This window comes from Borreliella japonica, from assembly GCF_900099615.1.
Classification (GTDB): Bacteria; Spirochaetota; Spirochaetia; order Borreliales; family Borreliaceae; genus Borreliella; species Borreliella japonica.
On the sequence record NZ_FMTE01000004.1, the window covers coordinates 1 to 13,180 of the forward strand.

The 13,180-nt window shown below is 27.2% G+C and carries 9 protein-coding genes, 3 tRNA genes and 2 pseudogenes; 3 read left to right on the forward strand and 11 right to left on the reverse strand.

The window, feature by feature from the left end; translation table 11 throughout:
• From BLO14_RS03250 to BLO14_RS03265, 4 genes and pseudogenes are all read right to left on the reverse strand, one after another.
• A pseudogene (locus tag BLO14_RS03250) lies at positions 1-1,161 on the reverse strand (tetratricopeptide repeat protein); the annotation flags it as partial.
• Positions 1,154-1,921, reverse strand: a complete 768-nt coding sequence (locus tag BLO14_RS03255; protein ID WP_091972783.1) for a tetratricopeptide repeat protein — start codon at positions 1,919-1,921, stop codon at positions 1,154-1,156. The gene BLO14_RS03255 and the pseudogene BLO14_RS03250, both read right to left, overlap by 8 nt.
• Positions 1,922-1,948: 27 nt before the next feature.
• Positions 1,949-3,697: a BB_0208 family protein gene (locus BLO14_RS03260; protein ID WP_091972786.1), complete on the reverse strand. Its 1,749-nt coding sequence runs from the start codon at positions 3,695-3,697 to the stop codon at positions 1,949-1,951.
• The gene (locus tag BLO14_RS03265; RefSeq protein WP_091972789.1) at positions 3,684-4,520 is read right to left on the reverse strand and encodes a UTP--glucose-1-phosphate uridylyltransferase; all 837 of its coding nucleotides are present in this window, start codon (positions 4,518-4,520) and stop codon (positions 3,684-3,686) included. The genes BLO14_RS03260 and BLO14_RS03265 overlap by 14 nt, the downstream gene beginning before the upstream one ends.
• A 53-nt stretch (positions 4,521-4,573) precedes the next feature.
• Between BLO14_RS03265 and rsmD the strand changes: the two genes are divergently transcribed.
• The gene (rsmD, locus tag BLO14_RS03270) at positions 4,574-5,143 is read left to right on the forward strand and encodes a 16S rRNA (guanine(966)-N(2))-methyltransferase RsmD (protein WP_091972792.1); all 570 of its coding nucleotides are present in this window, start codon (positions 4,574-4,576) and stop codon (positions 5,141-5,143) included.
• On the opposite strand, the gene BLO14_RS03275 is transcribed toward rsmD, so the two are convergent.
• The 7 genes and pseudogenes from BLO14_RS03275 to BLO14_RS03305 form a co-directional block, all read right to left on the reverse strand.
• Entirely contained in the window at positions 5,121-6,698 is a 1,578-nt protein-coding gene (locus tag BLO14_RS03275) for an HD-GYP domain-containing protein (RefSeq protein ID WP_091972795.1), read from the reverse strand. The two genes, rsmD and BLO14_RS03275, sit on opposite strands and share 23 nt — an antisense overlap.
• A 28-nt stretch (positions 6,699-6,726) precedes the next feature.
• Positions 6,727-6,799: transfer RNA gene (locus BLO14_RS03280), tRNA-Phe, on the reverse strand.
• Positions 6,800-6,818: 19 nt separating this feature from the next.
• A tRNA-Phe gene (locus BLO14_RS03285) sits at positions 6,819-6,891 on the reverse strand.
• Between the two features lie 193 nt (positions 6,892-7,084).
• Positions 7,085-8,056 carry a protease modulator HflC gene (gene hflC, locus BLO14_RS03290; protein ID WP_091972798.1) on the reverse strand — a complete coding sequence of 324 codons (972 nt, stop codon included), beginning with the start codon at positions 8,054-8,056 and terminating at the stop codon, positions 7,085-7,087.
• Positions 8,057-8,992: an FtsH protease activity modulator HflK gene (gene hflK / locus BLO14_RS03295; RefSeq protein WP_091972800.1), complete on the reverse strand. Its 936-nt coding sequence runs from the start codon at positions 8,990-8,992 to the stop codon at positions 8,057-8,059.
• Positions 8,993-9,044: 52 nt separating this feature from the next.
• Positions 9,045-10,284: pseudogene (locus tag BLO14_RS03300) on the reverse strand (hemolysin family protein).
• 87 nt (positions 10,285-10,371) lie between these two features.
• A tRNA-Cys gene (locus BLO14_RS03305) sits at positions 10,372-10,444 on the reverse strand.
• Between the two features lie 114 nt (positions 10,445-10,558).
• Here BLO14_RS03305 and BLO14_RS03310 point away from each other — a divergent pair.
• Both BLO14_RS03310 and BLO14_RS03315 read left to right on the forward strand, forming a co-directional pair.
• The gene (locus BLO14_RS03310; protein ID WP_091972802.1) at positions 10,559-12,085 is read left to right on the forward strand and encodes a UDP-N-acetylmuramoyl-L-alanyl-D-glutamate--2,6-diaminopimelate ligase; all 1,527 of its coding nucleotides are present in this window, start codon (positions 10,559-10,561) and stop codon (positions 12,083-12,085) included.
• Positions 12,085-13,173, forward strand: coding sequence for a D-alanine--D-alanine ligase (locus BLO14_RS03315; RefSeq protein WP_091972804.1), 1,089 nt, complete (start codon positions 12,085-12,087; stop codon positions 13,171-13,173). Before BLO14_RS03310 ends, BLO14_RS03315 begins: the two co-directional genes overlap by 1 nt.
• Positions 13,174-13,180 lie beyond the last annotated feature (7 nt).

Below are 13,180 nucleotides of genomic sequence, written 5' to 3' on the forward strand. Positions count from 1 at the left end.
TTTAGATTTGAGTTCTTCTGATTGCTGTATTTTGTCTTCTTCATTTAATTGAGAGATGTTTTTTCTGTAAGGATCTTTTGGTATATTAATATTAATTAAATTTGGTTCAATATCTTTTTTTATTAAGGTTAATAGTAAGTTGGAGGCTTCTTTATTTTTAAAACTTTCAATCAACTCATTTACTTTTTGAAATTTATTACTTAAACCCTTTTTAATTAATTCTTTTAATCTGTTTTTTCCAAGCGTGACTCTACCAGTATTAATATTGTCTAATATTTCATAGAGCTCTTTTTTTATTAAGTAGCTATATGGTCTATTAATTTTTCCCATTATTGTTTGACTGGATGGAGAAATATCACTTTCCTTTTTAGAATTTGAAGGAATCTTTTTTAAAGATGTATTATTATCATTGTTTGAATATTTACTGTTTTCTAGGTTTTTTAAAACATGCTCTGAAATTTTTTCTTTGGAAACATTTGTGTTTTGCTTATCACTTTCTATTTTTTGAGGGTTGTTTAAAATATTTTCACTATTTGATTTTTCACTTAATTTTTTTTTTAGTTTTTCTAAATTAAATAAATTTTTTTGATCATTAACACTTAATTCGGGATTTGTAAATTGTATTGTTTTACCTTCTTCTTCTTTTGGTTTTGTGTTTGAGTTTATTTTTTCTGGTATTTTGCTTTTTTTAAATTCAGATATGTCTTCATCTTCAATGCCAACGTCATCGTTTCTGTCAGAGTAGTTTTCTGTTATTGCGGTGTCTTTAATATATCTATTATTAAATGCAATATCAAAATTTTCGTTTACATTTGATTTTGCATTGTCTTGACCTTTGATCTTGTCCAAAATTTGATTAGCAGAATCTCTTTGTAAGTCGTTTGATTCAAAAGGACTGCTGTTGGCAATTTCTGCTAGCGTATTTGTAAGCATTTCAATGTCTTCGTTTTGCGGGTATTTATCTTGCAGAAGTTTTGCAACAGAATATGCTTTTTTATAATTTCGATCTATTACGCTATTTTTAACTTCGTTTAGCATTATTTCTCGATTTTTGTCATTCAATTTGCTTTGATATATATAGTAACCAAATCCGCCAAATGATAAGATGAGTAAGAAAATTAAAAGCAATAATACCGAAAAATTTGTACGTTTTTTATTCATCTATGTATAACTCCTCTTGCCAATTAAGTTTTTCTAGCTCAATTAAAGAATTTGTTTCTAGGTTATCTTTAAAACTATCTTTAAGTATTTGATTTTTATCTTCTTTTGCGTATACAATATGCTCGGTTCGTCCCTTTAAACTTTTGTCAAGTTTTTCAAGATTAATTTTTTCATTTCTTAAATAACTTATTATAAGCAAAATACTGTCTTTTTTTTCTGTTTTTGATCTAAGGGTAATAAATTGCGAGTAGTCGTGGATAGCCATAGTATATGAGTCCCAAGCCTTTTGGTATTCTTTTTCTTTAGATGTTATTTTGCCTTGTTGAACATAGGCATTAGCTCTGTTTAGCAGGGCGCTGTCATAATTGGGTTTGCTTTTAATAGAATTAGAATAATATTTTATTGCTAGTGGATAGTATCCTTCTCCTCTGTTAAACATTATGTTGCCTAATTCATAATATAGTACGTAATCTATCTCACCTCCTACCGCAATTCCATCAAGCAAAGCACCTTCTGCTTCTGTTAGTTGATTGTTTTCTCTGTATGCTACTGATAAAAAGTAATAGCCGAGTTGTACTTTTGGATATTTTTTAATAGCATCGCTTAGTGTTTCAATTGCTTGAATGTAATTTTTGTTTTTCATTTCTTCTTTGCCGATTCTAATTAGTCTTTGAGAATATGCCAATTTTGAATTAAATATTAAAATTAAAAATAAAATAAAAATTTTACATTTTTTATCTAATAATAAATAAATTTTCATTTTTTTTTCCATTCTACTTAATTTAGATTAAATGTCTCTAGTTTTCATAAGTTCTTTTTTAAAATTTATTTTTTGCTTCAATTTTGTTTTGAAAAAAGAAATAAATTCTAATAAACTATTTTTTTCATTAGATTTTATCTTTTTATTGCTCTTTAATTCTACCAGATTCTCACAATATATTAAATAGCATATTGCAGGTAATAATTTTTTCTCATTTTCATCTTCTAGTTTTTCAATAAGATTAAATCTTATATTCTTGAGAAGAATTTTTAAAATTCTAGATCTTGTTTTTAGTGATTTTATTAAAATATATGACTTTTGGTAATCTAGTTGGTTGGGATTTATTTTTTGCATTTTTATTATTTTTTTAGGTATTGTAATTTTATTTTCGTCAAGGTAAAGCAGTATATCTGATATAAATTTGAAATGTCTATTTTCAATATTGGGATAAAAAGATAGAAAATATATAAATATTTGATTTTGTATTTCAAAGGTTTTAGTTTTAAAAAATTCTTTCATGTGTTGACAAAAAATTGTTTTATCTTTATTCTCGGCATAAATATAGAATGCAATCCATCCATAAGTTTCTATATTCTGAGAATTTTTTTTGACATAGTCCATAATGCTTTGTATGAATGCATTTTTAATGTATTTTTCTTTAAATATGGTTGAGCTTTCGTAAGGGTTAAAATTTGTTTTGTCAAAAGATATAAAAAAATCTTCTGTTTGAAATTTTGCGGTTATAATTTCTTTGATTTTTTCTTTTATGTTGATTAATTTGTGTTTTTCAATGTATTCAAGTGCATCTATGAAGGATTCCCAATTGTTAGATATTTTGTCTTTGAAAAACCAAGTTAAATATTTTTTTGTTATTGTTTTTTCGACTATATATAAATAACACTTTAATGCGTCTTTAAAATCCTTTGGAGTGTATTGTGTAAAATCACTGAAAAAATAATTAAAGTTAATATTTTTATTTGAACCTTTATAAAAAATTTCATTAAGACTTAAAGTTTTTATTGCACGCAAGTAGTTTAAAATTTCATTATGTTTTAGCGCTAAAATTTCTTCTTCTAAGTATTTATAATGTTTTATTAAAATTTTGATAAAAATGCTTTTACTTAAACATCCAACAGGCCAATATGTAAGTATTAGCATTTTTTTTAGTTTTATTAGTCTGCTTTCTTTATTAATTAAGCTTGATTTAAAAACTTTTTGATTTTCCGATTGATTTTTAAAATTTTTATTTAATATATTTAATATTTTGAATTTATTTTTGTTTCTTACAGCTATTAAAATATCTATTGTGTGCTCTAAGTTATCAATGTTAATATTGCTAGAAAAATTTAATATAATTTGCTTATAAATGTTTTTTTTTTCTTGGGAATAATAAGGGCTATTTTGTATTTCGATTAGTTTTAAAAAGTTGTTAGATTTCAGTTTATATGTTATTCCTAGTTTTTTTGTGTTAAAGTTGTCTTCTTTGCTTATTTGAGTGAAGTTTTTATTTCTTATGATTTCTAATATCCATTTTTTAATGATTTCATTTTGTGTTTTTTTGTAGTAGTATTCTTCGAGTGAAGTGTTTAATACATTTTTTTCTTTTTCATAATCATTGCTGATTTTTATAAGTTCAATTATTTCGGGCTTTTCTAATTTGTAAAGTTGGGAAGAAATGCTGTATTTTAAAACTTTTTCCTCTATGTATTTGATTATGTATTTTTTTAATGTAGTAAGGGAATTATAAAATTCTGAATCCTTTTTAATCGTTTTCATCTATTCCTTTTTTTATAATTTCCATTAAATTTTTATCTTTTTTTGCAAAATTTATTATTGCCTTTAAATAGCCTTCAAGAGTTCCTATATCGATTCTTTTTCCCTTAATATTTTTATATAATACTTTTTTTTGCTCCATCAGCTTTCTTAAAGCATAAATGTGATAGTATTCACCTTTTTGATGCAGCTTGAATCCTTCTTCCAAATGTTCAAAAAACTCATAGTTGTACAAAAATCTTCCAATAGATGCTTTATTGCTAGGTTCACTTCCAATTTCTGGTTTTTCAACAATGCTTTTTACATGGACTTCGTCTTTGTAGAGATCTATTACTCCGTATGTGTTTATATTTTCTGGATTTTCAATGATAGATATTATGTTCTTTCCAGTTTTTTCATGAAGTTTAATCAATTGCAAGCTTAATGGCGGATTTCCAACGTGAAGATCGTCGGGGTAGGCCACAATTACAGGTTCTCTATTTATCCAGGGTTTTGCATAAAGCAGTGCATTTCCTGTGCCCAACATCTCTTTTTGTCTTATGAAGCTTATATTAATTTTTTTGTTTTTAATCTTTTCTAATTCATTTTTTTTATTTTCTTTTAAAAAAATATTTTCAAGTTCAATTTCTCTATCAAAATAATCCTCAAGAGTTTTTTTTCGTCTTGAGCTTATTAATAAAATGTCTTTTATTCCCGAATCGATAAATTCTTGAATAATGTAATCTATGGCTGGTTTGTTTAAAATTGGCAACATTTCTTTTGGAATTGTTTTCGTTATTGGTAAAAATCTTGTTCCATATCCAGCTGCTAGAATAATGCCTTTCATATTTTTCTCTCTTGAAATAAGATTATAGCAAAAAATTTAATTTTATATATTCAATGTTTTTTAAAATTGTTTTAGAATTTTTATTTATGTATGTAAGTTCGGGTAAATATAAAGGTAAAAAAATTTTGTTTCCCAAGGCTGGTGCTGTTCGCCCTGTGATGTCTCTTGTCAGAGAAGCCTTTTTTTCTATTATTTTCAAGGATATTATTAACTCGAAATTTTTGGATGTTTTTGCAGGGACTGGCATAATGTCTGTTGAGGCTCTTAGCAGAGGAGCAAATCTTGCCCATCTTGTTGAATGTAATAAAAAAATCAAAACTACATTAGTAAGAAATTTTAGCTTTGTTGAGGAATTTTATAATTTTTTTTTTCAAAGGGCAGAGGATTTTTTAGGTAAAAAAGATCTTTTTTACGATTTTATTTATCTTGATCCCCCTTTCAATTATAAGAATAAGGTTAATTTACTTGAGATTATTTTAAAAGGCAATATTTCAAATGATAAAGTCAATATTATTATGCATTGTCCTTTTGGTGAAAACTTGGACATAAATACATCAAAATTTTCAGTTTATAATTTGAAAAGGTATGGAGGGTCAAAACTTATTTTTTTGAAACTATTGTAGGATTTGATTTTCTTTCATAGTTGAAGGTAATGAGTTGAATTTCATTTTTATTTAATTCTGGAATATTGTTTTTTATTACAAAATCATCCACATTTTTTAATGGATTTTTTTTGTAGTTTCCATTTGCATCTTTTATTAAAATTTCCTTGTTTTCAGAATCTATTATTATTTCTTCTATTTTGTAAGTCTGGTTTTTTTTGTTTATTATAGATAGATTTGGCACAATGTTCATTTTATATTCAATAACAGCGGCTTGAAAAAGATTTTCATTATTATTTTTTTTGTTTACACTTACTATTTGTCCATAATCAAAAGGCGCAAGTATTGTTAAAAAATTTTCTAGCATCTTAATGTCAAATTTTTTGTTTTTTGTTTGCTCGTTTACCTCTTTTCTGCTCCAATAGTATTTTCCACTATTTTCTATTAGGAATTTAATAGCTTCTAAAGGGTTGGCGCTTTCTTTTATTATTATTGGATTTACCAATTCATCGTAAGTATCTATTATGATGAAGATTCTAACAAGTTCGTGAATAAATTTGTTGATTTTTAATTGTGGATATCCAGTAGCATCAAGGTAATCCTTTTGCCCATTGATTATCATTTTTGTAATAGCCGAAATATCTTCTCTTATTCTAAACAAATTCTTAGCAATGTTAATATTTTTTTCCAAATGTTCTATTTTTAATTTGTGTTGTTCTTTTAAATTTTTCTCCTTAAGGCTTATTTTATCCCCTATATTTTCTAATATTGTTGTGTGCATTAATCCTATTGAGTGTAGCAATGATCCAAGTGCAGCTTGTAGTATCATTTCTTCTGCGTAAAAAAATTCTGTAAATTCGTTGTATTCAGTTTTATCAAGAAAAAATTTGATAGTTGAACGAGGTGCATTTTGTAAAGATCTTATTTTGTTCAAATTTGCAATTGTAATTAAAAAATAAATTGTTGTGTCGACTGAATGTAGTAGTATTGAATCGCCTTCTGTTTTTACTTTCCCTTTAAAAAATTCATAATCTCTTCTAGCAGAATATAAATATAATTTTTTTAAAGTTTTTTTATCTTTAATGTTTTCTTTTGTTCTAAGTTTTTGAACATCAAAATAATGATATATTTCTAATAAAATTTTTTGTAGAGATGCTATTTTATGTCTTGGAAGTATTTTAAAGCTTCCTTCCAATATTTCTTTCCAATAAATTTGATTAGGTTCAGCTTCCATTAATGTATTTATTTTCATGAGTGGTTTTTTTCCTTTGGTAAAAAATATTGGGTCGTCTTCCTTAAAGGGTTTATATACGTCTTTTAGATTGTCTATTAGCTTTTCTCTCAAATAGTTAAGATCATCATTTAAAATTTCTTCATTTATTTTTTTTATTAGGGCCTCATATGATTCATCTTCTTCTTTTTTAAGTACAGGAATGTATGGTGTATTACCTTTAACAAGTATTTTAATAATTTTTTCATTTATTCTTGTGCCGAGCTTTGATAAATTTCCTATTCTTGCAAAAATTACGTCTTGTTCATTTAGATCTTTTATTTGCTTTATTTCTTTAAGTACCACTTTGAGATCCTTTCAATCTTTAAATAAATGTCGCCGAGGAGAATCGAACTCCTGACACAAGGATTTTCAGTCCTATGCTCTACCAACTGAGCTACAGCGACAATTTCAACTTATTTAACATGCTGCCGAGGAGAATCGAACTCCTGACACAAGGATTTTCAGTCCTATGCTCTACCAACTGAGCTACAGCAGCGTTTTTATTCTAATATCTTAATTTTTTCATAAGTATATATGTTTGTCAACTCTTTTTAAATTTTAGATTTTGAACGTAGTGCTAAAAAAATGATTTATAGCCAGCTTTGAATTTTAATAAAATAAGCCAATTTTGAAATTTAATTAATTTTTAAATGGTTTTATTTGTCTTTTAAATTCAAGCAAATAAATTTTTAATTTTTTTTGTGAAGATATTGAAAGAAATCCATATCTGTTGAGAAAATTTTTCTTTTATCCTTTAATACAGCTTTATAGCTTTCTAGTGCCTGCCAAAATTTGTAAAATTCAACATTTTTACCATATGTATTTGAATAAATTTTTGCGGCTTCCCGGTCTCCTTCAGCTTTTATTTTTGCAGCAGTAGCTTTTGCTTCGCTTAATAGGCTAAGTTTTTCTTTTTCTATGCTTCCAAGAATTTCTGTTTTTTCAGCTAATCCTATGCTTCTTTGTTCTTCTGCTATTTGTTGTCTTTCTGAAATCATTCTGTTGTTTACAGATTCGATAAGGCTTGGATCATAAGTAACTTTTCTTATTAGTACATCTACAATTTCAATCCCAATATCTTTGGTATTTTTGTTTGCTATATCTATTATTTCTTTTTCGATTATCTTTCTTCCTTTTGTTATTCTGTAAATACCATCAATTTTTGTTTCTTGCGGAGTGAGTACTCCATTAGACAAGCGTTGAATTGGATCGTTTGAGCTCCTTATAATTTCAAGCAAAGGATATTTTGCGATAACTCCTCTAACAGCAGGTTCAATTGCTGCATCAATTCTAATGTAAGCCCTATTCATCGTTTTTATTGTTGTATAAAATTTATTTATGTCTGCAATTTTCCATCTAGCCGTTGTATCAATCCATATTAATTGCTTTTCTTCTCCTCCTGTTGGGATTCTTTGAGGTTCTCCGTCCCATCTAAGAATAATTTTGGGAAATATTTGTACATTTTCAATTAATGGGATTTTATATTTAAGCCCAGCTAAATTTTCAGTTCTTTGAATTTTTCCAAGTCGAGTAGTTATTGAGATTTCATTTTCTTTTAAAATATAAATTGGTTGAAAAATAGATAAAATAGTCAAGCAAACTATTATTGTAAAGATTGCAATTTTTACAGTAGATAATAAAAGATTTATTATAAATTTCATTTATTTTACCTCTTTAAATGGTAGAAAATTTTTTAAGTTTTTGTCAATTATTTCAATATTATCTTTGTTTTCAAGTATTTCCCTCATAGCTTCATTGTAAAGCCTTTCTTTTGTAATATCGGGATTTTTTAAGTAAGCATCTAGTATAGCATTAAAAATTTCCGTGTCTGCTAATGCATTGTTTATTCTGCTTTCTTTGTATCCTTTGGCTTCTTCAATAACCTTTAACGCCTCACCTTTAATTTTAGGAACTATTTGATTAAATTCTCTTTTTCCTTCGTTTATGTATTTATTTTTGTCTTGAATAGCAATGTTTACATCTTCAAAAGCTTCGTAAACTTTTCCTTTTGGGGGTAGGGCATTTCTAATTTGCACTTGCACTACATCAATTCCTAAATTATAATTATCTATTATTTCATTCATAGAAGATTTTACACCTTCTGTTACTCCTACTCTGTTGTCATTTATTATTTCAAAAATAGTATTATCTCCAATTAATCTATTCATTGATGACTTTGCAATATCTTTAATTGTTGTCTCGGGGTCTTCTACTTTAAACTTAAATGAGTAAGGATCTCTTATTTTGTATTGTACTAACCATTCAATGTTTATGATATTTAAATCTCCAGTGATAATCATACCTTCATCGCTTTCATTATTATTTTCTCTAATATCGTTTGGAGATATTATAAATCCAAATTTAATTTCTTGAACTATTTTTACTGGTACGATAAATTTTTCTTCAATTAATGGAATCTTCATATGTATTCCTGAATCAAGAGTTCTGTTAAGCTTGCCAAGACGAAGTACAATTGCTTCTTCCGATGGTCCAACTATGAATATGTTTGCAATAATTATTATTGATATTAGTATTAAGGTAATAATAATTATTAAATATTCGTAAGTTTTATTAAAAATTTGTTTTATGTCAAACATTTTTTTCTCCCAATTTTTTCAATAATTTTTGTTTTGTAAGCGAATTTTATCACTACTTTTTGTATTTGATAAAAGTTATTGTTTCAATTCTATTATTCTGAATTTCCTTAATAAAATATTCCCCATCAGTTGTTTTTACGGTTTCGTCTTTTGTTGGTATTTTGTCAAGTATATCTATTAAGTATCCCCCAATTGTATTTGTATATTCTTTATGCTTAATAGATATTCCAATTATCTCTTCAATTTCGTCAAAAGTAGTTTCTCCAAGTATTGAGTAAGTATTGTTATTGATTTTTGTAATCAGGGGTTTTTCCTCTTTAATGTCGTATTCGTCAGATATTGCTCCAAAAATTTTTTCTACTATGTCTTCTATTGTAAGTATTCCCGAAAAACCGCCATACTCGTCAATTACGATTGCCATTATTTTTTGCTTTTTTCTCATAATATCTAGTATGTCTTTTATTCTTTTGTTTTGTTGTACAAATACAGCCGGCTTAATAAATTGAGAAACGTTTTTATTTGTATCTTTTTTATTGATTTCTATGAGGTCTTTAGCTATTAGAATCCCAATTATCTGTTCTCTGCTTTGTCTTTTGTATATAGGGATTCTAGAATATCCTTCCTCTTTGATAAGCTTAATTACATCTTTTAACTTTGAGGAGCTTGATAGTGAAAAAACCTCTGTTCTGTGAGTCATGATCTCAGAAGCTCTTACTTGATCTATGTCTAACATTTTTTGCATAAATATTCTAGAGTCGTTTTTTAAAATACCTAAATTTCCCGCTAAAGAGAGCATACTTTTGATGCTCTCTTTAGTCATTTTATAGCTTGTCTTAATTTTAAAGAAATTTAATATTTTTTTTATTATTTTGTTTATTATATATATCAATGGAGTAAATATAAAAATCAATGGTTTTAAAAAAAAAAGAAGTAGATAGAGCAATAATTTCATTATTTAGAATTGCAATTTGTTTTGGAAGTATTTCTGCAAAAATTAGAACGATTATTGTTATTAGTCCTGTTGATATTGCAAGTGCGCCGTTTCCGTATTTTTCAAGTACAAATTTTGTTGTAAGCGTACTTGCAATAATATTTGATATATTGTTGCCTATAAGAATGGTGGTGATTAATTTTGAAGGAGATTGAACCAAGTTATACACCGATATTCCCGATTTTCCTTTTTTTCTTATATCTTGTATCTGAATCATGCTTAAGGAAGTGTAAGCTGTTTCAGATGCTGAGAAAATAGCAGATAATATTATAAATAACAGTATCACGATTAATTCTATCATATATGTACTATTTTAATTTATCTTTGATAAAAATGCTTTAAAATCATATCCTTAAGCAATAAAAAATATTTTTGACTCGACTTTAAAAGGCGCTGACCGGAATCGAACCGGCGAATCAAAGTTTTGCAGACTTCTCCCTTAGCCACTTGGGTACAGCGCCTTGTAACATTGCTTAGTTTATTAAAAAAATAGAAAATTGTAAATATATTTTCTATTGAAGCATAATTTTGAATTTCTTAGCTATTTTTATTGGTTTTATGTAAAATTTTAATGTATGAATAAAAAACTTAATGATGTTTTATTAAAATTGGATCAAAATTTAATAAAACATGTAAAAGGTTCTCTTGATTTAGAAATAACCGGAGTTACTTACAGCTCTAAATTAGTTTTGTCCGGCTTTGTATTTTTTGCTCTTCCGGGAATTCGTTTTGATGGACATAACTTTGTTGAAATCGCAATTCAAAAGGGTAGTAATGTTGTTGTATATTCACGGGATTTGAATTTTTACGATTCCAATGTTACTTATATTAGGGTAGATGACCTTAACATAAGAAAATTTATGTCTAATTTTTCAAATATTTTTTATGATGAGCCTTCAAAAAAATTAAAAGTTATTGGGGTCACTGGTACTGACGGCAAAAGTTCTGTTTGTTATTATATATATCTGTTGTTAAAAAATAAAGGTGTTAAAGTGGGTTTTATATCGACGGTATTTTTTGATGACGGAAGTGGTAATTTGATTAAAAATCCTTACAGACAATCAACTCCTGAATCCACAGAAATACATTCATTTTTAAGCGATATGGTTAAAAATGAGGTTCAATATGCAATTCTTGAATCTACTTCCCATGGGCTTGATCTTGAAACAGCAAGACTTATTGATATTACTTATTTTGCGGTTGTTTTTACTAATATTGGACATGAGCATCTTGAATTTCATGGTACAATTCAAAATTACATGAATGTAAAGTTAAGTCTTTTTAAATCTGTTAGTGATGATGCTGGTTTTGGTGTTATTAATTTTGATGATTTTTATTCTTCTGACTTTAAGAATGCTATTAAAAAATCTTTTACCTATAGCTTAAAAAGCAATCAAGCAGATTTTTTTGTCAGTTTTATTGATGAGAAAGCAGATTCTACCAGATTTGAATTTTATCACAAAGGGGTTAAATATTTTGCCAATATTAACCTGCTGGGGAGTTTCAATGTTGAAAATGTAATGGCTGCTCTTATTTTAGTTTCTCAAATTTTAAATAGCGACATTCAAGATATTGTTGACAAGCTTATTTGCATTAAAGGTCTTGATGGACGTATGAATAGTATTAATTTAGGGCAAAATTTTTCTGTAATAATTGATTATGCTCATACCCCTGGTGCTTTTTCCAAACTTTTTCCTATTTTTAAAAGATTTGCTACAAATAGACTGATTTCTGTTTTTGGCTCTGCAGGAGAAAGAGATATTGCAAAACGATTTTTGCAAGGACAAATTTCAGATATTTATTCTGATTTAATAGTGCTTTGTGATGAAGATCCAAGAGGTGAGAATAGTATGTGTATAATTAAAGATATTGCAAAAGGAATTGTGAATAAAGTTATAAATCAGAATTTATTTTTTATTCCTGATAGAAGGCAGGCTATTGAAAAAGCAATAGGTCTTGCAAGGACTGGGGATTTGGTTGTAGCCTTAGGCAAAGGTCATGAAAGTTCAATAATTTATGAAAATAGAGAAGTTTTTTGGAATGAGCAAGAAGTAGTTAAAGATGCTATTCTAAGTTTAGAAAAATCAAAAAAGGAGAAGTGATGTGCAAAAAAAATCTTATGTTAATATTTGGTGGTGTTTCTTTTGAACATGAAATTTCTTGCAAATCTGCTTATAGCATTTATTTAGCCCTTTTGGATTTAAATAAATACAATATTTATCCTGTTTATATTGATAAGTGCACAGGTATTTGGTATTTATTGGATTCTGTTTCTGACCCTTCAAATCCCATTGACATAGGTGTTTTGCCTACTGTTAGTTTATTACCCGGTCTTGGAATTTTTTCAAATAACAAAAATCTTGAGATAGATGTTGTTTTCCCTGTTATTCATGGAAGAACCGGTGAGGATGGTGCTGTTCAAGGGGTTTTAAAGATTATGGACATTCCTTGTGTTGGTGCTGGTATTATAGGAAGTGCTATTTCTAGCAATAAGTATTTTTGCAAACTTTTACTTAAAAGCTTTAATATTCCTTTAGTACCTTTTATTGGGTTTAGACAATATGATTATTTTTTAGATAAAGAGGAAATAAAAAGAAAGGTAAGGGAGGTTCTAGGCTATCCCGTTATTGTTAAGCCTGCAGTATTAGGTTCTTCGATTGGAATAAATGTAGCTTACAGTGAAAATCAGATTGAATCTTTTATTAAGGAAGCTTTAAGGTATGACCTTACCATTGTAATAGAAAAATTTATTGAAGCTAGAGAGATTGAATGTTCTGTTATTGGAAATGAAAAGATGAAAATCTTTTCTCCTGGAGAAGTTATTGTGCAGGATTTTATATTTTATGATTATGATGCTAAATATTCTGTTATTCCTGGAAATTCTATTATCTTTAATATCCCTGCACATCTTGAGACAAATCAGTTGTTAAGCATTAAGGAATATGCCTTTCTTGTTTATAAAAATTTAGAACTCAGAGGTATGGCAAGAATTGATTTTTTTGTTGAAAAAAAATCAGGAACAATTTATTTTAATGAAATAAATACCATTCCGGGATTTACCGATATATCTATGTTCGCTAAAATGTGTAGCCATGATGGTCTTCAGTTTAAAGACTTGGTGGATAATTTAATTGATTATGCTTTTAAAAGTTATATTAATAGAAAAAAAATGATTAATTTTGAAGATTAATTTAATT